21 protein-coding genes are annotated in these 24,903 nt (G+C 65.8%); 13 read left to right on the top strand and 8 right to left on the bottom strand.

All coding sequences use genetic code 11. The features are described 5' to 3' along the window. Positions 1 to 19: 19 nt before the first annotated feature. Entirely contained in the window at positions 20 to 2,134 is a 2,115-nt protein-coding gene (uvrB, locus tag ACOOF5_RS00330) for an excinuclease ABC subunit UvrB (RefSeq protein ID WP_420435468.1), read from the top strand. 11 nt (positions 2,135 to 2,145) lie between these two features. Here uvrB and ACOOF5_RS00325 read toward each other — a convergent pair whose 3' ends face one another. Beyond that, the gene (locus ACOOF5_RS00325; RefSeq protein WP_420435466.1) at positions 2,146 to 3,237 is read right to left on the bottom strand and encodes an S-(hydroxymethyl)mycothiol dehydrogenase; all 1,092 of its coding nucleotides are present in this window, start codon (positions 3,235 to 3,237) and stop codon (positions 2,146 to 2,148) included. Positions 3,238 to 3,477: 240 nt separating this feature from the next. On the opposite strand from ACOOF5_RS00325, the gene uvrA reads away from it, so the two are divergent. Then, on the top strand, positions 3,478 to 6,351 hold the full coding sequence (uvrA, locus tag ACOOF5_RS00320) for an excinuclease ABC subunit UvrA (protein WP_420435464.1): 2,874 nt from the start codon (positions 3,478 to 3,480) through the stop codon (positions 6,349 to 6,351). A 14-nt stretch (positions 6,352 to 6,365) separates the two neighbouring features. Here uvrA and ACOOF5_RS00315 read toward each other — a convergent pair whose 3' ends face one another. From ACOOF5_RS00315 to ACOOF5_RS00295, 5 genes are all read right to left on the bottom strand, one after another. Beyond that, positions 6,366 to 8,594 (bottom strand): sensor histidine kinase, encoded by a 2,229-nt coding sequence (locus tag ACOOF5_RS00315; RefSeq protein WP_420435462.1) that lies wholly within the window; start codon positions 8,592 to 8,594, stop codon positions 6,366 to 6,368. After that, positions 8,591 to 9,823: an ABC transporter substrate-binding protein gene (locus tag ACOOF5_RS00310; protein WP_420435460.1), complete on the bottom strand. Its 1,233-nt coding sequence runs from the start codon at positions 9,821 to 9,823 to the stop codon at positions 8,591 to 8,593. The genes ACOOF5_RS00315 and ACOOF5_RS00310 overlap by 4 nt, the downstream gene beginning before the upstream one ends. 127 nt (positions 9,824 to 9,950) lie before the next feature. Further along, positions 9,951 to 10,379, bottom strand: coding sequence for an ATP-binding protein (locus tag ACOOF5_RS00305; RefSeq protein WP_420435458.1), 429 nt, complete (start codon positions 10,377 to 10,379; stop codon positions 9,951 to 9,953). A gap of 85 nt (positions 10,380 to 10,464) precedes the next feature. Further along, the gene (locus ACOOF5_RS00300) at positions 10,465 to 11,640 is read right to left on the bottom strand and encodes a PP2C family protein-serine/threonine phosphatase (RefSeq protein ID WP_420435456.1); all 1,176 of its coding nucleotides are present in this window, start codon (positions 11,638 to 11,640) and stop codon (positions 10,465 to 10,467) included. A gap of 8 nt (positions 11,641 to 11,648) precedes the next feature. After that, positions 11,649 to 11,984: an STAS domain-containing protein gene (locus ACOOF5_RS00295; protein WP_420435454.1), complete on the bottom strand. Its 336-nt coding sequence runs from the start codon at positions 11,982 to 11,984 to the stop codon at positions 11,649 to 11,651. Positions 11,985 to 12,147: 163 nt separating this feature from the next. Here ACOOF5_RS00295 and uvrC point away from each other — a divergent pair, with 163 nt between their 5' ends. The 8 genes from uvrC to ACOOF5_RS00255 all read left to right on the top strand — a co-directional run bounded on the left by uvrC (position 12,148) and on the right by ACOOF5_RS00255 (position 20,672). Then, positions 12,148 to 14,022, top strand: a complete 1,875-nt coding sequence (gene uvrC / locus ACOOF5_RS00290) for an excinuclease ABC subunit UvrC (protein WP_420435452.1) — start codon at positions 12,148 to 12,150, stop codon at positions 14,020 to 14,022. Between the two features lie 232 nt (positions 14,023 to 14,254). Beyond that, positions 14,255 to 15,169 carry an RNase adapter RapZ gene (rapZ, locus tag ACOOF5_RS00285; RefSeq protein ID WP_420435450.1) on the top strand — a complete coding sequence of 305 codons (915 nt, stop codon included), beginning with the start codon at positions 14,255 to 14,257 and terminating at the stop codon, positions 15,167 to 15,169. An 89-nt stretch (positions 15,170 to 15,258) separates the two neighbouring features. Further along, a complete protein-coding gene (gene gap, locus ACOOF5_RS00280) occupies positions 15,259 to 16,263 on the top strand; it encodes a type I glyceraldehyde-3-phosphate dehydrogenase (RefSeq protein WP_420435448.1) in 1,005 nt (334 codons plus the stop codon). A 14-nt stretch (positions 16,264 to 16,277) separates the two neighbouring features. Next, entirely contained in the window at positions 16,278 to 17,438 is a 1,161-nt protein-coding gene (locus ACOOF5_RS00275) for a phosphoglycerate kinase (protein WP_420436289.1), read from the top strand. 91 nt (positions 17,439 to 17,529) lie between these two features. Then, positions 17,530 to 18,297, top strand: a complete 768-nt coding sequence (tpiA, locus tag ACOOF5_RS00270) for a triose-phosphate isomerase (protein WP_420435446.1) — start codon at positions 17,530 to 17,532, stop codon at positions 18,295 to 18,297. A 105-nt stretch (positions 18,298 to 18,402) separates the two neighbouring features. Then, entirely contained in the window at positions 18,403 to 18,681 is a 279-nt protein-coding gene (locus ACOOF5_RS00265; RefSeq protein ID WP_420435444.1) for a hypothetical protein, read from the top strand. Further along, entirely contained in the window at positions 18,681 to 19,070 is a 390-nt protein-coding gene (locus ACOOF5_RS00260) for a helix-turn-helix domain-containing protein (protein WP_420435442.1), read from the top strand. The genes ACOOF5_RS00265 and ACOOF5_RS00260 overlap by 1 nt, the downstream gene beginning before the upstream one ends. 36 nt (positions 19,071 to 19,106) lie before the next feature. Further along, positions 19,107 to 20,672 carry an AMP-binding protein gene (locus ACOOF5_RS00255; protein ID WP_420435440.1) on the top strand — a complete coding sequence of 522 codons (1,566 nt, stop codon included), beginning with the start codon at positions 19,107 to 19,109 and terminating at the stop codon, positions 20,670 to 20,672. 23 nt (positions 20,673 to 20,695) lie between these two features. On the opposite strand, the gene ACOOF5_RS00250 is transcribed toward ACOOF5_RS00255, so the two are convergent. Both ACOOF5_RS00250 and ACOOF5_RS00245 read right to left on the bottom strand, forming a co-directional pair. After that, positions 20,696 to 21,838, bottom strand: coding sequence for an alpha/beta hydrolase family protein (locus tag ACOOF5_RS00250; protein ID WP_420435438.1), 1,143 nt, complete (start codon positions 21,836 to 21,838; stop codon positions 20,696 to 20,698). A gap of 117 nt (positions 21,839 to 21,955) precedes the next feature. Beyond that, entirely contained in the window at positions 21,956 to 22,564 is a 609-nt protein-coding gene (locus tag ACOOF5_RS00245) for a MarR family winged helix-turn-helix transcriptional regulator (protein WP_420435436.1), read from the bottom strand. Between the two features lie 251 nt (positions 22,565 to 22,815). Here ACOOF5_RS00245 and ACOOF5_RS00240 point away from each other — a divergent pair, with 251 nt between their 5' ends. The 3 genes from ACOOF5_RS00240 to ACOOF5_RS00230 form a co-directional block, all read left to right on the top strand. Further along, a complete protein-coding gene (locus tag ACOOF5_RS00240) occupies positions 22,816 to 23,265 on the top strand; it encodes a hypothetical protein (protein WP_420435434.1) in 450 nt (149 codons plus the stop codon). A 30-nt stretch (positions 23,266 to 23,295) separates the two neighbouring features. Continuing rightward, on the top strand, positions 23,296 to 24,435 hold the full coding sequence (locus ACOOF5_RS00235) for an alpha/beta fold hydrolase (protein ID WP_420435432.1): 1,140 nt from the start codon (positions 23,296 to 23,298) through the stop codon (positions 24,433 to 24,435). Between the two features lie 9 nt (positions 24,436 to 24,444). Then, a partial coding sequence (locus ACOOF5_RS00230) for a patatin-like phospholipase family protein (protein ID WP_420435430.1) occupies positions 24,445 to 24,903 on the top strand: 459 nt, incomplete at its 3' end.

Here is a 24,903-nt window from a genome sequence, read left to right as displayed (position 1 = left end):
CGGCCCTAGTCTCCCGAGCATGGCATCGGTCTCGACCGCTCTCCCGCATGGGGATTCGGACCGAGACGATTCGCGGCAGGTCCGCCCGTGGCTGCCGACACCCACCGCCGCCCATCCGTTCCGCGTCACCGCAGACTTCGAACCTGCCGGTGACCAACCGCGCGCGGTGGCCGAGCTGGCTGACGGCATCACCCGCGGGGACCGGTTCCAGACGCTGCTGGGCATCACCGGCTCGGGCAAGAGCGCCACGATTGCGTGGACGATCGAGCAGTCGCAGCGACCGACGCTGGTGCTCGCACCGAACAAGTCCCTGGCGGCGCAGCTTGCCAATGAGTTCCGTGAGTTCTTCCCCGACAATCGCGTGGAGTATTTCGTCTCGTACTACGACTACTACCAGCCCGAGGCATACATGCCGGCTTCGGACACCTACATTGAGAAGGACTCCAGCGTCAACGATGAGATTGATCGTCTGCGGCACTCGGCCACGGCGGCGCTGCTGACGCGGCGGGACGTCATCGTGGTGGCATCGGTCTCTGCCATCTACGGGCTCGGTGCACCCTCGGAGTATCTGCGCCAGATGCTGTACCTGCGGGTTGGCGAAACGGTCGACCAGCGCGCGGTGTTGCGCCGACTCGTCGACATGCAGTACGAGCGCAACGACATGAACCTCGTGCGCGGTCGATTCCGGGTACGCGGCGACACGCTCGAAGTGCACCCGGCATACGAGGAGTTCCTGGTGAGGGTGGAATTGTTTGGCGACGAGATCGATCGGATCAGCCGCATCGACCCGGTCACCGGAGAGCGCCTGGGCGATCTCGAGGAGGTCACCGTCTTCCCTGCGTCGCACTACGTCACTGGTGAGGACAAGCTGCGGGTGGCGATCTCCAAGATCGAGGCCGAGCTGGCGGAACGGCTGCAGCAATTCGAGAAAGAGAACAAACTGCTCGAGGCGCAGCGGCTTCGCATGCGCACCGAGTACGACCTCGAGATGCTGGGCGAGCTTGGCTACTGCAATGGCGTCGAGAACTACTCGATGCACCTCGACGGCCGGGTCTATGACGAGCCGCCGTACACATTGCTGGATTTCTTCCCCGACGACTATCTGCTCGTCATCGACGAGAGCCATGTCGCGGTGCCCCAACTGCACGGCCAGTTCGCCGGCGACCGACGCCGCAAGGACACCCTCGTGGAGCACGGCTTCCGGCTGCCGTCGGCTCGGGACAACCGGCCGTTGCGCTTCGACGAGGTGATGGACCGGCTGAATCAGGTTGTCTTCTTGTCAGCGACGCCGGGGGAGTACGAGCTGCGGACGAGTTCTCAAGTAGTGGAGCAGATCGTCCGCCCGACCGGCCTGGTGGACCCCGAAATCGTCGTGCGCCCGACCCAAGGCCAGATCGACGACCTGATGGGTGAGATCGAGCGGGTCACCGAACAGGGCCAACGGGTGCTCGTGACGACGCTCACCAAGAAGATGGCGGAAGATCTCACCGACTACTTGCTGGAATTGGGCGTCAGGGTGCGGTACCTGCACAGCGAGATCGACACCATCGAGCGGATCGAGATCCTCCGTGACCTGCGGCTCGGGCACTTCGACGTGCTGGTGGGCATCAACCTGCTGCGAGAAGGCCTCGACCTGCCCGAAGTGAGCTTTGTCGCCATCCTCGACGCCGACAAAGAGGGATTCCTGCGCAGCGAGACGTCGCTCATCCAGACCATCGGGCGAGCAGCACGCAACGTGGACGGTCAGGTCGTGATGTACGCCGACGCGTTCACGCCCTCGATGCACCGTGCGGTATCGGAGACGAACCGGCGCCGCGGCCTGCAGCAGGCATACAACGCGGAGCACAACATCGACCCCCAGACGATCCGCAAGGCGGTCACTGACATCCTCGAAGTACTCAGAGGCCCAGCAGAGACCGCCCCGGTCCCCGAGAAGCTGGCCTCGGGCCGAGTGGACGCAGAAAAGGTCCGAGCCGCGTACGGCGACCTGCCGCCAGACGATCTCACACGGCTCATCGCCTCGCTGGAAGAGGAGATGGCCGAAGCAGCGGCAGACCTCAGATTCGAATACGCAGCCCGCCTGCGAGACGAGCTCAGAGAATTGCGCCGAGACCTCCGAGACGCCAGCGCCTAGAGAACGACTGCCTAGAGAATGACCACAGAGCGCAGGACCTCGCCACGCTCCATCTTCTCGAACGCCTCCTCGACGCCGGCAATCCCGATCGTTTCGCTGACGAACTTGTCGAGTGGCAACCGCTCCTGCAGGTGAAGATCGATCAGCATCGGAAAGTCCCGGCTCGGCAAGCAGTCGCCATACCACGAGCTCTTCAGCGACCCGCCCCGACCGAACACCTCGATCAACGGCAGCTCGATCTTCATCGTGGGATTCGGCACCCCGACGAGCACGACAGTGCCTGCCAAGTCACGGGCATAGAAGGCCTGCTCGTAGGTCTGGGGAAGTCCGACAGCCTCGATGGCCACATCCACGCCGTTGCCTCCGGTCAGCTCACGGATTGCCTCAACAACCTCGTCGTTGCTCATGCCTGACGAGTCGATGGTGTGCGTGGCACCGAATTCTTGGGCCCATTCGAGTTTGCGGCTGTCGATGTCAACGCCGATGATCGTGTGCGCTCCCGCAAGACGCGCTCCACAGATCGCGGCGTCGCCCACGCCGCCGCAACCGAACACCGCCACGCTGTCGCCCCGGCCTATTCCGCCGGTGTTCATTGCAGCTCCCAAGCCGGCCATCACTCCGCAGCCGATGAGGCCAGCGACCTCGGGCGGCGCCGCAGGATCCACCTTTGTGGCCTGTCCTGCTGCGACGAGGGTTTTCTCGGCGAAGGCACCAATGCCGAGCGCGGGAGAGAGCTCGACGCCGTCGAGGCTCATCTTCTGTGCTGCGTTATGGGTCGCGAAGCAGTACCAGGGGCGACCACGGTCGCAGGACCGGCAGTCTCCGCAGACTGCCCGCCAGTTGAGAACCACAAAATCACCCACGGCGACACTCGTGACACCCTCGCCGACCTCGGACACCACGCCCGCTGCCTCGTGCCCAAGCAGGAACGGGAACTCGTCGTTGATTGCGCCTTCGCGATAGTGGAGATCGGTGTGGCAGACACCGCAGGCCTGCACGTCCACGAGCACTTCGCCGGGCCCGGGGTCGGGAATCGTGATGGTCTCGACGCTGACCGGCTCGCCGACAGCCTTCGCCACGACTCCTCGTACTTCGTATGGCATGACGGCCCCCAGTTCGCTCTCCGGTGATCTGCCCGGGCGGCTCGTGCCTCGTATGGGCACTGTCGCAGCTCCGCGTACACGGGCCGCCGCGTGCGAGCGCGACCCTAGTTCTGCTGATCAGCGCGACGGTCAAGGCGTGCCCCGAGCGCCGAACGAACTTGTGTTTGTTTCCGGGATGCACGACGGGGGCACGGGTAGGCTCGCCCTGCATGGCTGGGCGCCAAGGGAACAGTAGGCAGCATGGGTGAGCTGCTGATCGTCCGCGGCGCGCGAGAGCACAACCTCCGCAATGTCGATGTCGAGTTGCCCCGCGATCGCATGATCGTGTTCACCGGGCTGTCGGGCAGCGGCAAGTCGTCGCTGGCGTTCGACACCATCTACGCCGAGGGGCAGCGCCGGTATGTCGAGTCGCTGTCGGCCTACGCGCGCCAGTTCCTGGGCCAGATGGACAAGCCCGATGTGGACTTCCTTGAGGGTCTGTCGCCGGCGATCTCCATCGACCAGAAGAGCGCCAGCCGCAACCCGCGTTCGACTGTCGGCACGATCACCGAAGTGTTCGACTACCTCCGGCTGCTCTACGCCCGAATTGGCGTCCAGCACGATCCGCAAACCGGTGAGGTGGTTGAGCGCCAGACGTCTCAGCAGATCGTGGACCGGATCATGGAGATGCCCGAGGGCGCCCGTTTCGAGGTGCTCGCCCCGGTGGTGCGCGGCCGCAAGGGCGACTACCACACGCAGCTCGGCGACTTCGCCCGGCAGGGCTACGCACGCGTGCGGGTCGACGGCGAGGTGCTGGACCTGGGCAGCGTCGATGAGATCGAGCGACTCGATCGCTACGTCAACCATGACATCGAGGTCATCGTCGATCGGCTGGTGATTCGTGGCGACATCGAACAGCGCCTGACCGAATCGGTCGAGGCGGCGCTGGGCCTCGCCGACGGGCATGTGTGGATCCACCTAGTTCCGCACAGCGCAGTGCCTTCGGGAGACGGCGGCGCCGCTGACGATTCGCCGGAAGTGCTGACGTTCAGCCAGCACCTGTTCTCGCCGGGCACCGGACGCTCTTTCGAGGAGCTGGCACCCCGCAACTTCTCGTTCAACTCTCCCTACGGCGCCTGCCAGACCTGTGATGGCCTCGGCACGCGGTACGAAGTCGATCCGGAGCTTGTCGTGCCGAACACGGAGCTGTCGGTGGCGGCTGGCGCGCTCGCCCCGTGGGCAGGGTCAACCGGCAAGTGGTTCACCCGGCTGCTCGAGGCCGTCGGAGAACAGCAGGGCATCCCGCTTGACGTGCCGTGGGCCGAGCTCGAAGCCCCGCAGCGCAAGCTGCTGCTCGAAGGGGCCCCGGCTGGCGAGCAGATCACCGTGCGCTACCGCAATCGCTACGGCCGCTCGCGTAGCTACACGACCCGCTACGAGGGCGTCATCCCGTTCCTGCGCCGCCGCCACGCGGACACCGAGAGCGACTGGTCACGCAACCGCATCGAGGGATACATGCGCGAGGTGCCGTGCGGAACCTGTCACGGCGCGCGGCTCAATGAGGTGTCGCTCGCCGTGCGGGTCGCCGGTCGGAACATCTTCGAGCTCTGCTCGGCGTCGATCGGCGAGGCAGCGAAGATCGTCGATGGACTTGAGCTCACTGAGCGACAGCGCATCATCGCTGCCCCGATCATCAAGGAGATCGACGCACGGTTGAACTTCCTGCTCGACGTCGGCTTGGATTACTTGACGCTGAATCGTTCGGCGGCGACTCTGGCAGGCGGCGAGGCCCAGCGCATCCGGCTGGCGAGCCAGATCGGCAGCGGGCTCGAAGGCGTGCTGTACGTGCTCGACGAGCCGTCCATCGGATTGCATCAGCGTGACAACCGCCGCTTGATCGACACGCTGCTGCAACTGCGCGATCTCGGCAACACCGTGCTGGTCGTGGAGCATGATCTCGAAACGATCTCGGTCGCGGACTGGGTGGTCGACATCGGCCCCGGCGCCGGCGAGCACGGCGGAGGGATCGTCTACAGCGGACCGGTGGAAGGGCTGGCGGGCGCTCCGGGCTCGGTGACGGGCGAGTACCTGTCCGGCGTCCGGGAGATTCCGGCCCCACCGGCGCGCCGGCCCCGTGGCGACGACCGATTGGTTGTCCGGGGAGCGCGAGAGCACAACCTGCGCAAGATCGACGTGGAGTTCCCGCTGGGCTGCTTCATCTGCGTGACAGGCGTGTCGGGCTCGGGCAAGAGCACGCTGGTGAACGACATTCTCTACAAGGCGCTGATGCAGCGGATCTACTCCTCCAAGGGAGTGCCCGGCTTGCACACGGCGGTCGAAGGCGCCGAGGCGCTCGACAAGGTCATCGATATCGACCAATCGCCGATTGGCCGCACGCCGCGCTCGAACCCCGCCACCTACACCGGCGTCTTCGACCACATCCGCAAGCTCTACGCAGCCACGAACGAGGCGAAGGTGCGGGGCTACCTTCCCGGCCGGTTCAGCTTCAACGTCAAGGGCGGGCGCTGCGAGGCCTGCTCGGGCGACGGGAACATCAAGATCGAGATGCACTTCCTGCCCGATGTGTACGTGCCTTGCGAGGTGTGCAAGGGCGCTCGCTACAACCGCGAGACGCTCGAGGTCCGCTTCAAGGGTATGACCATCGCCGACGTGCTTGCCATGCCCTGCGAGGACGCCCTCGAATTCTTCGCGGCGCAGCCGCCCATTCGGCGCCACATGCAGACCCTCGTCGACGTGGGCTTGGGCTACATCCGCCTGGGGCAGCCCGCCACGACGCTCTCGGGCGGTGAAGCGCAGCGCGTCAAGCTGGCCAGCGAACTGTCGAAGCGATCCACCGGCCACACGATCTACATCCTCGACGAACCCACCACCGGCCTGCACTTCGAGGACATCCGCCGACTCCTAGGTGTGCTCGACCGGTTGGTCTCGGCCGGGAACACCGTGGTGGTCATCGAGCACAACCTCGACGTCATCAAGACCGCCGACTGGATCATCGACTTGGGCCCCGAGGGAGGCATCGGCGGTGGAACCGTGGTGGCCGCAGGAACGCCCGAGCAGGTCGCTGTGACCCCCGAATCGCACACTGGTCGGTATCTGGCGCCGCTGATCGGATGAACTGTCCGGGGTGATCACGTTGCCGCTGCGGGGTCCTCCGCCTCGACGAGCACCGAGTGCTCAAGCGGCAGCTCCACGGTGAACTCGGTGAACTCGCCTGGCTCGCTCTCCACTGAGATCTGGCCGCCGTGGCCTCGAATGATGTCATTGGTCATCGCCAAGCCCAGTCCTGTGCCCTCGCCGGTGGGCTTGGTGGTGAAGAACGGCTCGAAGATCCGCTGCACGACATCGGGCGGGATGCCGGTGCCGTTGTCGCGCACCTTGATCACTGCCAGCTCATCCGTTCGTCGAGTGCTCAGTCGGATGGTAGGGAAGTAGGTCGAGCCGTCGCCGTCACTGTCGGTGACGATCTTGCCGGGCTCGCCGCCGAGTTCCCGCCATCGTCCATTGGCCGCATACCCGGCATTGCTCACCAAGTTGAGAAACACTCGGCCCATGTCCTGCGGGATGACCTCCAACTCACCCATCTCGGGATCGAAGTCGCGCTCGATGGTCACATTGAAGTCCGGATCCTGCGCCCGGGCGCTGTGGTAGGAGAGCATGGCGTGCTCGTCGAGCAGGGCGTTTATCTCGACGGGGCGTGATTCGCCGCCGCCGCGGCCCATCATGAGCATGCTCTCCACGATGCGATTGGCCCGGTCGCCGTGCCCGCGGATGCGGGTCAGGTTCTGCTTGAGGTCGCCGGTGATCTCGGCGACGTAGCTGGCTTGGTCCTCGGGCGGCTCGGGATCTGCGATTGCTTCGAGCAGCTCTTCGAGCAGCTCGTCGGACGATTCTGCGAAGTTCTTCACGAAGTTCAGCGGATTGCGGATCTCGTGAGCGACACCGGCGGTGACCTCACCGAGCGCCGCGAGCTTCTCGTTCGCAACAATCTGGTCTTGTGCGCGGTCCAAGTCGGCGAGCGTCTGGGAGAGCTGTTCATTGCGCTCGCTGAGCTGACCGGCGAGCTCTTCGACCAAGTTGAGCCGCTGGACTTCGAGCGCGGCCTTGCGGAAGTGCTCCAGGGCATCGGCCATCTCGGCAACTTCGTCGCGGCCGCTGGCATCTACCGGCGATTCCAAGTCGCCGCCGGCGAGCGCCCGCATACGGTCCGACAGTTGTGCCACGCGGCGCAGAATTCGCTTCCCGACGAACAGCCAGCTGAACGCCAGCACACCCACGATTCCGACGATGCTGATCACGACGAGCAGCAGCCGGCCAGTGTCGACTGCCTGTGCCGATGCATCTGTGGCTGTGTCCACGCTGGCTTGAACGGCGCCGACGAGTGATTCGATCTCGTCCACCAAGCCGACGCCGAGATCCTGGTTCTGGGCGAGTAGCTCGCGCTGGTTCTCGGTGATCTGGAGCACTCTGAACATGACGTCGAAGACGCCGCCGTCGCCGAGACCGAGCGTGATCAACTGACTCACCGTCGGGCGAAGCTCATCTGCGACCTGCTCATCAAGGGCAGCGAGGTTGATCTCGATGCGGTCCCTGGCAGATTCGAGGCTTTCCCGGAGTGGTTCGATCAGCGCGGACTCCGATGCGCTGAACGCTCCGGCCAGCAGCGCATCGGCTTGGGAAACGTCACTGCCCAATGCCGACCAGCGGCGGTACATCAGGACTTCGGAGTCGGAGCGATGAATGGACTCCGGCGCCGGCGGTGTCCACAGATGCCGCCGTCCTTGAACCAGGAAGAACAGCTGGTCGTCGAGCGCCGGGACGATCTGGCGGGTCAATTCCCGCACCGCAGCGTCGGATTCCGCGCGCAGATTCTCTGCACGGCCGAGCAGGGTGAAGAACTCGGGCATGTCGGCCTCGATGGCGGCAATGTTGGAGTTGAGCTGGGCGGCATCGCTGCGCATCTCGCCGAGCCACATGGAGCCTGTTCCGCGGTTCCACAGCAGGTCGAGCTGTGTTTCGAACTCGCTTCGCGCTTCAGCGATCTCCCCGACGACGGTCTCGTAGTTCTCGGGTGTCGAAGCCGTCAGCCGGGGGCCACCGGCCACCAGCCGGTTGCTCGCCTCAGCGACGCCCAGCGCGGCGTCGAGTTCTGGGATGGCCCCTTCGGTGACCTGACGCTCGGCCTCGCCGACGCGGGTGAATGAGATCCAGGCGACGACGCTCGCCGCCAGCGTCAGCAGCAGCGGCACAGCGATGCCCGCGTACATCTGAGTTGAAATGCGCAGGTGCAGTGCAGGTTTGTGGTGTTCGCGCGTTCCGCCCGAACCGGCGGCTGCGTCGTCGGACTCTGCGGGGCTCATGGATCCAGGCTGGCGAGCGTGTCGAGCGGTAGGTAGTTGCCATCGGAACCGATCTGGGTGACGAACACTGCATCGGAGCCTTGATTGTCTTCGGTCATGCTCTCGCCGTCGCCGAAATACAGCGTGAAGCCGTCGATGTCGACCTCGTCGGCGCCCAAGATGGCGTTCAGGAAGCATCGGCGCGTTACAGCGTTGCCGCACTGCTCCAATCCTGCGATGGCGAGCCTGCCTGCGATGTAGCCCTCCAGCGACACGAAGCCGGGCACCGGGTCGGGGGCGACGTGGTCCAACGTTGAGTGCAGGGTGCCCACATATTCCAATGCCGCCTGGTAAGCGGCCACGACCGGCGTGGAATTGTCGAACGGGAACGGCACCACTTGGGTGACGAGCACGCCTTCGCCGACAGCGCCGAGCTGGTTGGCGAGCGCATTCGCGCCGACGAACGACAACGTGATGAAGACCGGGTCAAAACCGGTGTTGCGCGACCACGAGATCAGGGTGCCGACGGGTTCGTAAGCGCCCACCATGATGACCGCCTCGGGTTCGCCTGCCTTCAGGTCCAGCAGGGCCGTCTTGATGGCGGTGGTGTTGCGCGGATAGAAGCCGATCGCGACGGGCTCCATATCGCGTCGTTCGAGTGCGGCGAGTGCCCCGAAGTACCCCGCTCGGCCGAAGGAGTCGTCCTGGAAGAGCACGGCAATGCGCTCGATGCCCAAGTCGGCGGTCAGGCGTTCCACCATTTCCTCGGTCTCCTGGGCATAGGAGGCACGAAGGTTGACGATGTTGGACCAGTCGTCGTTGCGCAGAAAGCCGGCCCCAGTGAACGGTGCCACGTAGGGAACGCCCGCCGCGGCAGCCACGGGCGTCGCAGAGCGCGATGTCGGCGTTCCCACGGCGCCGATCAGCGCGAACACATCCCCGCTCTCGATGAGGGCAGTCGTGTTCTTGATGGCGTCGTTGGGCTCGTACCTGTCGTCGAGCGACGTCAATTCGAGCCGTCGCCCGTTCACCCCCCCGGCCCGGTTGGCCTCTTCGAAGGCAGCCAAGATTCCCAGGCGCATGCCAACGCCGAGTTCGGCTGCCGATCCGCTCAGCGCAGCCGATTGCCCGAACACCACTCGGTCGGGATAGACACCCGTCTCGACGTCGAGCGCATCAGGGACGGTGGGGCGTGCCGGAGCGGCGATCGAGCCCGGCGCGTCGGCATCGTCCGGCGCCTGATCGCTCACGGCGTCGCTGCAGGCACTGAGCCCCGCGGTGACAGCAGCGACGACGCCGAGGGCCGCAACGGCCCGGATCGTTGCTGAGGCGCCTGCGCGCCGAAATGCTGGCAGGCGCAAGCGCATGGGAGTCCCGTCAGCCGCCAGCCCGTGCGACCAGCGTCAGGTGGTTCTTGCCGTCCGCATGCTCGTAGGCGAGATCTTCGGCCATCGTGCGCACCAGGTGAAGGCCCAATCCGCCGATCGAGCGCTCAGCCAGCGGCAGATCGGTGTCGGGCGGCGGCTCGTCGTTCAGGGGGTCGAATGCGGCGCCGTCGTCGACGAGTGTGATCGCGACCGAGTTCTCGCCGCTCTCCAAGGTGATCTCGATGTCGCTGAGCCCGCTGGTGCGCCCATGGGTGAGCGTGTTCAAGATGAGCTCTTCGAGGATCAGATTGGACCGCAGGACGAGGTCTGGTGCCCAGTCGTCCAACTCGGCCATCTCCTCCACGAACGCCACGATGCGTGGGAGCGCCTCAGCTGCCGCAGCGCCCGGCAACGGCGTGATGTTCAACGAACGTCGCATGAGCGGTGCTCCGTGGTGGCGGCTCCCAGGCGCCGGACGCCTGCAAGCAGAACAGTCGAGGGTTCGGTGAAATAGTGTGGCTGGCTCACGATGAGGCGTTCCGGTGCAGGGCCAGGCACGTGATGTCGTCGGAGGCGGGAGCTTCGCCGGCAAATTCTGCAACCGCGCCGAAGATCGCTGTCATGGCGTCCTCGGCGTTGCGGGGAGGATTGCCGTCGAAGATGTGCAGGATCCGTTCGGTCCCGAATTCTTCCTGATCGACGTTCATTGCCTCGCTGACGCCGTCTGTGTACAGCACGAGCGTCTCGCCGGGGGCGAGCGTCAGCGAGTTCTCGGTGAGGTTCGATGCGAAGACCGGCTCGGGGGCGATGCCCAAGGCCATGCCGCCGGTGCCCGGCATCTGCTCGGCGCTGCCGTCGGCACGCACGACGACGGGCGGGTCGTGCCCGGCGCTGGCGTAGGTCACCGAGCCGGAGCGAGGCTCGTACACCGCCATGATGACCGTTACGAACATGAACGTCGGATTGTCGGCCTGCAGGACCCGATTGGCTTCGATCAGCGCCTCTCGTGGCGAGCCGGTGCCGATCGCAGCACCCTTGAGCGCAGTCCGGCTGGACATCATGAACAGTGCCGCGGGGATGCCCTTGTCGGATACGTCCGCGACGGTCGCGAACATCCGGTCGTCGGGCACTGCGACGTAGTCGTAGAAGTCGCCGCCGATGTTGCGCGCCGGCACCATGTTGGCGTTGATCTCGTAGGTCGCCGTCTCGGGGAAGTCGTCGGGCAGGATGGACTGCTGCACGTTCGAGGCGATGTCCAGCTCGTTCTGCAGCGTGACGAGCTTGTCGCGTGACGCGGTGGCCTCCCGCCACTGTCGCAGATGCTCGACCGTGCGCTCGATCGTGATCTGCAGGTCGTCGAAGTCGACCGGCTTGGTGACGAAGTCGAACGCGCCCCGGTTCATGGCTGTCCTGATGTTGCCCATGTCGCCGTAGGCGGAGATGATCACCGCCCTCAGGTCCTGATTCAGCGAGTCGAGCTGTGACAGCAGGGTGAGCCCGTCCATCTGGGGCATGTTGATGTCCGAGAGCACCAGGTCGATGGTGTCGTCGGCCCGCAGCTTCTCGAGCGCTTCCAGACCGTTTCCTGCGAACTCGAATTCGTACTTGCCGCTGCGGATGTGTCGCCGCATTCGCTGCAGGACGAGCGGCTCGAGATCGGGCTCGTCGTCGACGACGAGGATGCGCCAAGGCTGTGACATCGGCCTGGTTATGCCAGCTGAGACTTCGCCTCGTCGAGCGTCCCGAACACGGTGATGATCTGGTTGAAGCCGCTGATTCGGAATACTTCGTCGACCGAGGCTGCAAGGGAGCAGACAGCGAAGGGGGTCGAAATGCCGCCAAGATGTTGCGCGATGAGCAGCAGGACGCGGAGGCCGGCGCTGCTGATGTAATCGATTCCGCCCATGTCGAGGATGACGCGGTTGTCATCGTCAGACATGGCGCCGACGAGCGCCTCGTGGAATTCGGCGGAATTCGATCCGTCCACCCGGCCCGCGGGACTAATCACGTTCGTGCCTGCGTCCCGCTCCTGTGCGAGTTCCATGTTGTGCAGCCTCCTGCGCAGCTACGAGATGCGGTACCGCCGCATCATGCCAATCGGGGTGCACGCCAATGCCCACACCCCGAGATCTGGCCTTACGTCGGCGAAACTTACTACACGCCTTCGCCGTATCCACCTATTGGCCTCAGTCTCATAGCCTGCGGGTGTGGGTTTGCGCCCGGCAGCGGGATCGGTACCGGATACGCCCGGGAGCTACCAATTCCTGGATGCGGACGGCCGCATCATCTACGTCGGCAAGGCCAAGAGCCTGCGCTCCCGGCTGAACAGCTACTTCGGCGATCCCGCAGGGCTGCATCCGCGCACCGCCCAGATGGTCGCCACAGCTGCATCCGTCGAATGGATCGAGGTCGCCACCGAGGTTGAGGCGCTGATGCTGGAGTACAGCCTCATCCAGCGGCATCAGCCGAGGTTCAACGTCCGGTTACGAGACGACAAGTCGTACCCGTTCCTCGCTGTCACGCTCCTCGACGAGTGGCCCAGGGCGATGGTGATTCGGGGGCGGCGCAAGCGCGGGAACCGGTACTTCGGCCCGTTCGGCCACGTATATGCCATCCGGGAGACGCTCGACCTCCTGCTGCGGACGTTCCCGATCCGAACCTGCAGCGACAGCAAGCTGAAGACCCATCAACGGCTCGGCCGGCCGTGCTTGCTGTACCACATCGAGCAGTGCGCTGGACCGTGCGTCGACGAGATCGACTCAGACTCCTACGACCGGCTCGTGCGGGATCTGGTCCGTTTCCTCGAGGGGGACACCGAGGCCATTGTCAATGATCTCGAACAGCGCATGGCTGACGCCTCGGCGGAACTGGAGTTCGAGCTGGCTGCGCGGCTGCGGGACCGCCTGGGCAGCGTGCGGCGTGCGATCGAGAAGCAGCAGCTTGCCGGGACCCGCAACGAGGACTTCGACGTCATCGGCATCAGCGACGATGAGCTGGAGGCGGCCGTCCAGCTGTTCTTCGTGCGCAAGGGGCGCGTGATGGGCCAGCGCGGCTTCGTGGTCGACAAGGTCGAAGCGCTCGATGGTCCCCAGCTGGTCTCCCGGGTGCTGTCGGGGCTGTACCACGAGGAGAATCCGCTGGGCTGGCCGAAGCTGGTGCTCGTCCCCGAATTGCCCGCGGAGACCGGCTTGTACGAGCAGTGGCTGAGTTCGGGGCGAGGCTCTCGGGTGACGCTGCGCATCCCGCAGCGGGGCGACAAGCGCGCACTGATGGACACGGCGCGCCACAACGCCCGCGAGTCGCTCGCGCGGCACCGGCTGCGACGCGGCAGCGACCACAACAGCCGCGCCCGCGCGCTGAACGAGTTGGCAGAGCACCTGGAGTTGCCACAGCCGCCCCTGCGTATTGAGTGCTACGACATGAGCCATCTGCAGGGCACGAACTACGTGGGCTCGATGGTGGTGCTCGAAGACGGCCTGCCACGCCGCAGCGAGTACCGCCATTTCCGGCTTCGCAACGTCGAGGGCAACGACGACTACGCAGCCATGGACGAGGTGCTGCGCCGGCGTCTGCGGAATTACCTGGCCGAGCGCGATTTGCCTGCGGCTGAGCAGGGACGATTCGCCTACCCGCCGCAGCTGTTGGTGGTGGACGGCGGCAAGGGACAGCTCAGTGTTGCGGCGGCGGTGCTCGACGAGCTGGGCTTGCGAGAGCAGATTCCGGTGTGCTCGCTCGCGAAGCAATTCGAAGAGGTCTTCGTGCCGGGTCGTTCGGAGGCAGTGCGGATCCCGCGGCAGTCAGAGGCGCTGTATCTGCTGCAGCGAGTGCGCGACGAGAGCCATCGATTCGCGGTGTCGTATCACCGAAGGCTGCGCAGCAAGGCCATCAAGCGGGGGGTGCTCGACGGTATCGCCGGTCTGGGGGACAAGCGGCGTGCACGCCTGGTGCGCGAAGTCGGGGGCGTCGGTGCGGTGAAGTTGGCGTCGCTGGAAGAACTGCGGGCGTTGAGCTGGCTGCCTGATGCCGTCGCGGAGGCCGTCTACGCCGCGACCCACCCGGCCGTGTCACCTCCGGGTTCCTGAGAACCTGCGCGGATTGGCGGAACGTTTCATTGCGTCACCTCTTGCTTCCCGCTCTAGTTCCCAAATGCTCATGTGATTGGGCTCACGGGCCGCTCGGGCCACGGCTTCGCACTGTGTTTCCCGCTCTAGCTCGCTGCGCTCGCGGGCCGCTCGGGCCCGGGGCTCAGCCTCTCAGGTCGGCGGCACACCCGTACCCGTAGTGCGACGCGGTTGGCCCAATACGATCCACCTCGTGGCTGGGGGGCCGGAGTTCGTCATTGTGGCCGGTTCCTCGGGCGCGGGCCGCTCTACCGCCGCGAATGCGCTTGAGGATGTCGGCTGGTTCGTCATCGACAACCTGCCGCCCCACCTCATCGGGGATGTGGCCGACATGGTGGCCCGCCCCGGTTCCCGGCTGCGCCGCGTCGCGCTCGTGGCAGGTACCCGCGAGTACCGGGAGGATCTCGTCACGGCGGTCACGCAGCTACGTGAGCGCAACGCCTCCGTGCGAGTCGTGTATTTGGATGCGCCGACCGATGTGCTGGTGCGGCGCTACGACGACACCCGGCGGCGCCACCCGCTGCATACCGCCGATCTGCCCGCGGTCGCCCCGGTCTCGGGGCCGTCTGGCGCGGAGCCGGTTGCGGAGTCGGTCGTCGATGCGATCGAGCTGGAGCGCGAGCTGCTCGCCGATGTGCGCGAGACGGCCGATGTCGTCATCGATACGGGCGATCTGAATGTGCACGAATTGCGCGATCGGGTGCGTGACGAATTCGGCGCGTCAGGCGACGATCAGCAGATGCGCACTGCGGTGATGTCGTTCGGCTACAAGCACGGCGTGCCCACCGAAGCCGATCTGGTGTTCGACTGCCGCTTCCTGCCGAATCCGCATTGGGTGCCCGAGCTGAGGCCCTACACCGGGCTGCATCCAGGGGTGCGCGAGTGGGTGCTCGGCCAGCCGGCAACCGGCACGTTCCTATCGCATCTCCTGCCACTTCTCGAAGCGTTGTTGCCGTCCTATCGCGCCGAGGGCAAGTCGTATCTGACGATTGCGCTGGGTTGCACGGGCGGCAGGCACCGCAGCGTGGCATTTGCCGAAGAAGTCACCCGCCTGCTGGCCTCGGAGGGTCACGAACTTCACTGCCGCCACCGCGACATCGCCCGCTAGCGACGCTCTGCCCGCTAGACAGCTAGCGACAGAACGGGCCGGGGCACAGGCAGCCTGCCGGGCTCGCAGAGCGAACAGGACTGCAACAGATGAGCGTGCGCGTAGGCGTCAATGGCTTCGGCCGTATCGGACGCAATTTCTACCGGGCGGCCGACCGCCCCGACTGCGACATCGAGATCGTGGCGGTGAACGACCTTGGCGACACCGCCACCATGGCTCACCTGCTCAAGTACGACTCGGTGCTGGGCAACCTGCCGCACGACATTGCGGCGACCGACGGCGGCATCTCGATCGACGGCACGGTGCTGCCGGTGCTGTCGGAGCGCAACCCGGCGGATTTGCCGTGGGCGGACTACGGCGTCGATGCGGTGGTGGAGTCGACGGGCATCTTTACCTCCCGTGACAAAGCGGCGATGCACCTCGATGCTGGCGCGCCGCTGGTGATCGTGTCGGCTCCGGCATCGGGCGCGGATGCCACATTCGTCGTGGGCGTGAACGACGCCGACTTCGACCCCGAGGCGCACAAGGTGGTCTCGAATGCGAGCTGCACCACCAACTGCTTTGTGCCCATGGTGCAGGTGCTCGACCAGGCATTCGGTGTCCAGCAGGGCCTGATGACGACCATCCACGCCTACACAGGTGACCAGTCGCTGGTCGATGGGCCGCATTCCGACTTGCGACGGGCCCGCGCCTCTGCGGTGAACATCATCCCGACATCGACCGGCGCAGCCCGAGCGACCGGGCTGGTGCTGCAGTCGATGGCGGGCAGACTCGACGGAACCTCGCTGCGGGTGCCGATCCCCGACGGCTCGATCACCGACTTCACGGCGACTCTCGACGCCAGCCCCAGCGTCGAAGAAGTGAACGAGGCCTTCGCCGCCGCTGCGTCCAACGGACCTCTCGCCGGAGTGTTGGACTATTCCGAGGACCCGCTCGTGAGCAGCGACATCGTGGGCAATCCGGCGAGCTGCGTCTTTGACGCGGGCCTGACGATGGCGATGGGCACCATGGTGAAGGTGCTCGGCTGGTACGACAACGAATGGGGTTACTCGAACCGGCTGGTGGACCTCGTGGGCATCACCTGCAACCGATGAGCGTCGCTGGCGGTCTGCCGCTGCTCGAGGATCTCGAGCAGCGACTCGGCGGCCTTGACGGCAGGCGCATCTTGGTTCGCTGCGATTTCAACGTCCCGCTGCGCGACGTGCCGGACGGGCAACCTGAGATCGCTGACGACCTGCGCATACGGGCGGCGCTGCCGACACTGAACTGGCTGACTGAGCGGGGAGCGGCCGTGACCGCGTGCTCGCACCTCGGCCGCCCTTCGGGCACGCCCGAGGAGCGATATTCGTTGGCGCCTGTCGCTGAGCGCTTGGGAAAGGCAGCTCCCGATATCGCCTTGGTCGAGAACCTTCGTTTCCACGCAGGCGAGACGGCCAACGATCCCGCATTCGTCGACGCCCTCCTTGCGGGCGAGGTCGTCGTCCGCTTCGGCGGCGCCGCGACTTCGATGCCGTTTGACGGCTACGTGAACGACGCCTTCGGTGCAAGCCATCGGTCGCACGCATCCATCGTCGGGCCCCCGCAGCGCCTGCCGAGCGCGGCCGGCCGGTTGCTCCACCGAGAAGCCGAGGTGCTCGGCGGCTTGCGAACCGATGCCAAGCGGCCGTTTGTGGCGGTGCTGGGCGGTGCCAAGGTCAGCGACAAGCTCGGCGTGGTCGAGGCGCTGCTCGCAGTAGTGGACACGTTGGTCATCGGCGGAGGCATGTGCTTCACGTTCCTCGCCGCTCTCGGGCACTCCATCGGCGATTCGCTGTGCGAACCCGACTTCATCGAGACCTGCACGCGCCTGTTGGGCAGCGGCGCCAACATCGTGCTGCCTGCCGACATCACCGCCCTCGACGCTGGCGGCACGGTGCGCCAGATGGGTCGCAGCCTGCCCGACGGTTGCTGCGGCCTCGATATCGGGCCTGGCTCGGCAGCCGAGTTCGACGACGTCATCGCTGGAGCTCGCACCGTCTTTTGGAACGGCCCGATGGGCATGTTCGAAGACGAGAGATTTGCTGCAGGAACCCGTGCAGTGGCTCAGTCGTTGGCCGACTGCCGGGCGTTCACTGTTGTCGGCGGCGGCGACAGCGCAGCAGCGGTGGCCCAGTTCGGCATTGCCCCGTACATGGATCACATCTCGACTGGGGGAGGGGCGGGCCTCGAACTCATCGAACACGGAGATCTGCCCGGCCTCGCGGCCCTGCGAGACTCGCCGCACCAGTAGGTCAATCGGGGAGAACAACAATGAGCCGAACGCCTTTGATCTCGGGCATGACCCGCCGTCTCGGCGGGCAATTGAAGAGGGCGGGTAGACGATGAGCCGAACGCCTTTGATCTCGGGTAACTGGAAGATGCACCTCAACCATCTCGAAGCAATCCAACTTTGCCAGAAGCTGAGCTACGAGCTGGCGCGCCACCGCTACGACCAGGTCGAAGTGAGCCTGCACCCGCCCTTCATCGACCTGCGGAGCTGCCAGACCGTCATCGATGCCGATCGCTTGGAGTTCAAGCTCGGGGCACAGAATTGCCACGATCAGAGCAAGGGCGCCTATACCGGCGAGGTGTCCCCGTCGATGCTCGCCAAGCTCGACGTGAGCTACGTCATCGTCGGCCACAGCGAACGCCGAGCCCTCTTCAACGAGACCGACGAGTTCATCGCGGCCAAAGCTGCCGCTGTCGCCAAGGCAGGCATGACCCCCATCGTCTGCGTCGGCGAGACCCTCGAAGAACGCGAATCCGGGCAAGCCGCCGCCGTGGTGACCACCCAGCTCAGAGGCAGCCTGGCCAAGCTCACCAGAGCAAGCTTCGAGACCTTGGTCGTCGCCTACGAGCCCGTCTGGGCCATCGGAACGGGCCGAAATGCCTCCCCCGAAGACGCCCAAGACATGTGCGCCACAGCCCGAAACGTGATCGACGACATTCGCCGCGGCACGGGCGAGCACGTCCGCATCCAATACGGAGGCTCGGTCAAGCCCGCCAACGCCCACGAGCTCCTTCGCCAGCCAGACATCGACGGCGCCTTGGTCGGCGGTGCATCCCTGGACGCAGTCCAGTTCGCCCGGATTGTTCACGCCGCCACTTAGCTGCACTTCGGCCCCAAGTTGCAAGTTGTTCCCGGAGTGGGTACTATTTCTAGCAGTGCCGGTGACCCCCGCCGGCGACTCCCCCTCCCCCCAGGAGCTAGCCCCATGGCCGTACTTGATTCCGTCCGCGAAATGCAGGACCGCTCCCTCGAGCAGATGAAGACTGCCCAAGAGCAGTTCGTCTCGATGAACGAGCGCGTTGCAGAGGCCTGGCTGTCCGCCGCCCCGGCGATGTCGAGCCCGTTTGCGGAATACCTGCCCAAGCCCACCGAGATGATCGACACCTACTTCAGCTTTCTGGGCCAGGTGCACGAGGCCAACAAGGACTGCGCTGCCCGGATCGCCGCTGCGTGGGAGCGCGCCAGCGAGGATGCCCAGGCCTGATGGCCGCTTCCGGCCCTGACGCCGCAGAAGCGGACGATCAACGGTCGGGGCACTCTTTCCCCGGATTCGATCAGCTGGGCGCGTTCATACGGGCCCAGCGGGAGATGATGGAGCTGAGCCAGCGACAGCTCGCCAAGATGGCGCAGCTGTCGAACCCGTACCTCAGCCAGATCGAGCGCGGGCTCCACGAGCCGTCGGTGCGGGTGCTCAAGGCACTTGCCGAAGCGCTCAATGTGCGGGCAGCCACGTTGCTGTCGTACGCCGGCTTAATGGACCGTGAAGATGTGCCGACGGTGATCGAAGCAGTCCGCGCCGATCCGAACCTGACCGATGAGCAAAAGGCAGCCCTGCTGGGCGTCTATCGAAGTTTCGACGCTGGCGGAGACTGAGCTGCGGTGATCGGGTCCGTCATTGCCAGAGAGAGCATGTGGCACGTTGCCCTGCGCATGGGCGCTGCCGATGCGGCCCTGACTTCAGCACGTTGTTGGGCATCGGTGCGCTGGGGCCTCGGCACTGCGGCGTCTGTGTCCGCAGCAGCCCTCCGGTTCGGCGGCCGCGCTGCAGTCGTCGACGATGAAGGCTCGATCGACTACCGCACGCTGGACCGTGCAGCGTCCAGCGTGGCCGCCTGCATGCGTGCTGCGGCAACAGGGCCCGATGGAAGCCTGGCTGCCGTCGGCATCCTGTGCCGCAACCACCGGTGGTTCGTGACCGCACTGGTTGCCGCCGAGCGAGCCGGCTGCGACACGGTGTTGCTGTCGACGGCGCTGCCAGCCTCGAACCTTGCTGAGGTCTGCGAACGCGACGGCATTGCCGTCATCGTGACCGACCAGGAGTTCTCCGAGGTCATTGCCCAGTCAGGCACGACCGCAACCGTGCTCGTGGCCGACGGGAGCGGTCCCGGCGCGATGTCCCGCGTCGCCGCCGAGGGACGGCAGTGCTCACCCCCGACGCGCCGGCCAAAGCTCGTCCTGCTGACGTCTGGCACCACCGGCGCCCCCAAGAGTGCAGTGCGGACGCTGAAGACGACGCGTGTGGGCGGCGTCGGCATGCTGCGGCGCGTGCCGTACCGCCTCGGCGACCGTTATCTCATCGCATCGCCGCTCTTTCACGCCTGGGGTCTGAGCCAGCTGGTCGTTGGGCTGGCCACCGCCAGCACCATCGAAGTCAGGCAGCGGTTCGAAGCCGCCGAGATCGGCAAGTTGCTGTGCGAACACCGCTATGACGCACTCGTCGTAGTGCCGCTGATGCTGCGCCGCATTCTGGACTTGCCGATCGACTCCGCGTCGGTGCGCAGGCCCCGCATGGTGCTCAGCAGTGGGAACGTCCTCTCCGGCGAACTCGCTCGCAAGTGGATGGATCGCTTCGGCGATGATCTCTACAACGTCTATGGCTCCACTGAGACCGCGATCGGGACGATCGCAGATCCCGCCGACCTGCGCGCCGCGCCCGGCACCGTCGGCCGCCCCCCCGACGGGGTGACGCTCACCATTCTCAATGACGACGGCATGCCGGCGCCTCGAGGAACTACGGGCTGGGTCCATCTCGCCAGCACGGCGCAATTCCTCGGCTACACCGACGGGAGCGACGGCGACCGCGCCGGCACGCTGATGGCTACGGGCGATATCGGCCGGCTCGACGCCGACGGGCGCCTCCATGTCTCGGGCCGTGCCAACGACATGATCGTGACCGGCGGCGAAAATGTGTTCCCTTCCGGCGTGGAGGAGGTGCTGGACCGCCACCCCAGCGTCGAGATCGCCGCCGTCGTGGGCGTGGACGATCCCGAGTTCGGTCAGCGCGTGGCAGCGTTCGTGGTGCCGCGCCCGCGCCGACGCGTCGATGCCGATGTGCTCCGTGCTTGGGTCGCCGAGAGCCTGCCGAGCTTCATGGTGCCGCGCGACATCCACTTCGTCGACGCCCTGCCCATGACCACGACCGGCAAGGTCGTGCGGCATCGACTGGCGGTACTGGGACAGTCTGAGCGCGTGTAGCAGTACCTGCTGCGGCCCGAATGTCAGCGCGGCGGGGCTGCCGGCACGCTGCCGAACGTTTCGGCCGCCGCGCGATCCACGTAGCGGGAGACCTCGCGTTCGAACGGGTAGGACAGGTGCGAGCCCTGGTACCACTGCATGTCGGGTCGCTCCCAGTGCTCCCACAGCGTCTTGACGTTGCCGGGTCGGACCCAGCGGTCGAGCAAGCCGGCGAAGATGTAACGCCGATCGCGGGGGACCTTGCACGAAAGCGACAGCGGCGACACCACCGAGAGGACTTGCTCGTACGCCTCCCAAGACAGGCCCCACTGCTCGTAGAAGGGGGGCAGAAGCGGTTCCACCTGCCGGCGGGTGCCGCGTGCCAGATCGCTCTCGGGGACACCGGCGATGACTGCGGCAAGGTCGTCTTCCAGGGCGGCAGTCATGGCTGCCATGTAGCCGCCGAGCGATATGCCTGACACGGCAACGGACGGCGCCTCGTGCTGGTCGCGGACCCAGCCGATCACTCGCCGGATGTCCCACGCGCCTTGCGCGACCGTGAACACCGTGTTCATCGCGCCTGCGTGTATGACCCGGGAACCGCTCACCCCGATAGCGCGGGGCCCGTGCAGTGGCAGAACTACCGCGATCACGTTCAGGCCCCAACGCCGGTGCAAGCGATTCGCGTACAGCATCCACATGTCCAGCTCTGGCTCGCCGGTGCGGTAGCCGTTGACGGCCACCACCCAGGGCCGCGCGCGGTCGGGATGCTGCAGCATCCACGCGTGCGTGGTGCGAACCGGTCGGTAGCTCATCCAACGCTCTCGGCCGGGTTCACCGGGCCAGGGCTCGAACTCGCTGTTGAAGCGAACGTGCCAGAAGTCCGCATCGCCCGCTGAGGCAGCGCTGATCTGCACGTCGCCGTCGAGCGGCGGGGGAGTGCGGTGGTACGCGGCGGGGTCGTCCAGCCAGCCGCGGTCGGCATAGTGCTTGTGTGCCTCGGCGAGCTCGGAGCGGAGTCGCTTTCGGAACGGTCCGTCGGGAATTCTCATGCGGGCCGAAGCCAGCTCGAACTGGATGGACCACTCGTCAATCATCCACTTCCACGCTGCGGCGGGCGTCTGACGCACTGCCGGCAAATCGTCCTCGCTGTGACCCCGGATCCACTCGCCCACCGAGCCGGCCACTCGGCAGCCGGCTCGCAGGGGTGACGCAGGCCGACTCGGGGCCCGCCGACGGCTGCCCGATTGAGTATCAGAGGGGGCACTGGTCATGCGACGGAAGTTCTCCTCGGTGATCTGGCGCTAGAGCGCCCGGGCATCAAGCCGTGCGAGCGCGGCGTCGGTCGACACCAGCATGCGTTCGAGCAAGTCTGCAAGAACTTCACGCTCTTGGGTGTTGAAGACGGTGAAGATCTCTTCGTAGATGCGATACGCGCGGTCTACGAAGTATTGCTGGCGGGCCGCCCCGAGGTCGGTCAACTCGACTAGCACCTCTCGGTGGTCGCGTTCGGCCCGCTGCTTGTAGACGAGCCCATCGGTCTCGAGTCTGGTGATGGCCCGGGTAACGGTGCTTGGCTCGACGTCCATGATGTCCGCAAGTGCTCGAATCGTCGCAGGCCCGTTTCCGGCCACGGCATCGAGCGCCCGGAATTGGCCCGGTTCGATGGACTGCGATCCGCCGCCGAGGACGTGCCGGCGCAGGCGCTCGACGGTCGGCCCCAGCCGGGCGGCGCGCCACAGGGCGGCGACCTTGTGATCGAGGTCCCAGTCGTCACCCCATTCGGCGGACACCGGAGCACTCGGCTGTTGCGCGTCATGAACACGAGGCAGTCCGAGGGTGCGACGAGTGCCGCTGCCTCCAGACTGCACTGGGTCTCCCGCACCCTGCTGATCCGTATCGATCACATTCATTGGCCGAATTCACATTGTAGCCGATCCGCCAGCCAGCCCAGCAGTTCATTGCAGGGTGTCACACAATTTCCCGAGACGAAATGCTTTTGTGACAGGGCCGTAATCCAGATATGATTGCATAGCGTCATGCAATTGATGGACAGCGGCGCTTGCCTCGTCAGTCCATCGATTCGCACCGGCAGGTGTCTCGCACGCCGCCGGAATTCGTGACATCAGACCGGATACCCCCCTTTTTCCCGGAGGAAACAAACATGGCCAAGCAGTGGCGTGAGATCTACAACGAATGGGAGTCCGCCGTAGCGCCGGGACTCCAGCAGTTCGCAGCCTCCGACGGCTTCCGCGATTTCATGGCAGCGAGCGCCAAGGTCAGCAGCGCTTTCGCCGCCGAATTCGAGCGGACCAGCCGGCGCTGGTTGCACTTCTGGAACCTTCCCGCTGCCACCGACGTGCGCAAGCTGCGCCAGCAGGTCGCCGCAGTAGATCGTGAGCTGAAGGGTCTCAAGAATCTCGTGTTCGACGTGGTCGCCGTCGTCCCGACTGAGGCCCCGCCGGCAACGAACGGCAAGGCAAGCCCGGTTTCGAAGCCGGCCGCACCCAAGGCGACTGCATCGAAGTCCAGCGCATCGAAGGCGACTGCATCGAAGGCGACCGCCAAGAAGCCTGCTGCACAGAAACCCGCCGCAGCGGTCGAGAAGTCCTGAACACCCCCGCATCACCCTGAAGGAGCAACCATGTCTGCAACCACGCTTGTCAAACCCAAAGCCACCGGCGTCAATGGCGACTCATCCGAGCGCCCCGCGGAAGTGACCAACCCGCTCGCCCCATTTTCCGAGATGTGGGAAACCGGCATGAGGCGCTGGTGGAACCTCACCCGCCACGTCATGGGCATCGACCGCGCCCCGGTCGGCCAGACACCCCGCGACGCGGTGTGGAGCAACGGCAAGGCCGTGCTGTACAGATACCGCAGCGAGAGCCCGACCGTGCGTCCGCCGCTGTTGCTGGTCATGAGCTTGGTGAGCCGCTCGTTCATCTTGGATCTGCAGCCAGGCAACAGCTTCATCGAGCGGCTCGTCGCCGAAGGGTTCGATGTCTTCCTGCTCGACTGGGGCGTACCCGACGAGGAGGAAGCCAACAACACCTTCGAGACCTACTGCGACGAACTGCTGCCACAGGCGGTCGCCAAGGTCAACCAGATGGGCGGCGACAACGGTGTCACCGTCTTCGGCTACTGCTACGGCGGTCTGCTGACGCTGTTGTACGCGGCCGGCCACCCAGACGACCCGATCCGCAACGTTGTCGTGATGGCCACCCCGGTGGACTTCACCAAGATGCCGACGGTCATGACCGGCGTCGGTTCCGCCGGCATCGACCCGGCGCACCTGATGGACGCCAGCGGCAACGTGCCGGCCGAGTCGGTGCGGGCGTCGTTCACCCTGCTGACGCCCACCTCCGATCTCAGCACCGTGATGGACTTCTGGGAGCATCTCGACGACGAAAAGTTCCTGAGCTCGTACCAGGCCATGACGTCGTGGACCCGCAATCACATCCCGTTCCCGGGCGCCACGATGGTCCAGACCGTCGAGATGTTCATCGAAGGCAACGGCTTCATGACCGGCGACCTGATGCTGGGCGGGCGCAAGCTGGACCTCGCTGACATCAAGGCACCGTTCCTGAACGTGATCGCTGAGCGCGACCACATCGTGCCGCCGGAATCCACCTACGGCCTCGACAAGCTGGTCGGCTCCACTGACGCCACCGAGATGCGACTGCCTGCGGGCCACGTCGGGCTGATCGTGGGCAACGGCGCTCGCAAGCGCTCGATCCCATCGATGATCGGCTGGATGGTCCAGCACAGCGACGTCGACAAGTAGCCGCGGCCGATGACCACTGGTGGCGTTGGTGGGCGCCCACGACCTGATCGCAGCGTGGCGCTCGTCATGGGCTCCGGTGGCATCGTCGGCGGAGCATTCCATGCCGGCGTGCTCAAGGCGCTTGAGGACACGTGGGGGATCGACGCCCGCGATGTCGACCTGATCGTCGGAACGTCCGCCGGTTCCATCTCGGGCGCGCTGGTGGCAGCCGGCCTCAGCCCGAGCGACCTCTTCCGGCGTGAGACCCGCCAGCCGCTCAGCCCCCAAGGCGAGCGGCTATTGGGCGCAGCTCGGGCGCAGCGCGGCCCGAAGCGGCAGGCCACCGCCGCGTTCGGGGCGCCGATGGCACCTCACATCTGGCTGCTGGCGGCTGCGATGCCCGGTCGGGTGTCGCCCGGAACGGCGCTGGCCTCCCTGCTGCCCGAGGGCAAGGTGCCCACGTCGCATGTCACCGACCTCGTCCGGGGG

The sequence above is a fragment of the Candidatus Poriferisodalis sp. genome (genome assembly GCF_965214215.1).
Taxonomy (GTDB): Bacteria; Actinomycetota; Acidimicrobiia; order Acidimicrobiales; family Poriferisodalaceae; genus Poriferisodalis.
This window is presented reverse-complemented; position numbering and strand designations above follow the sequence as displayed.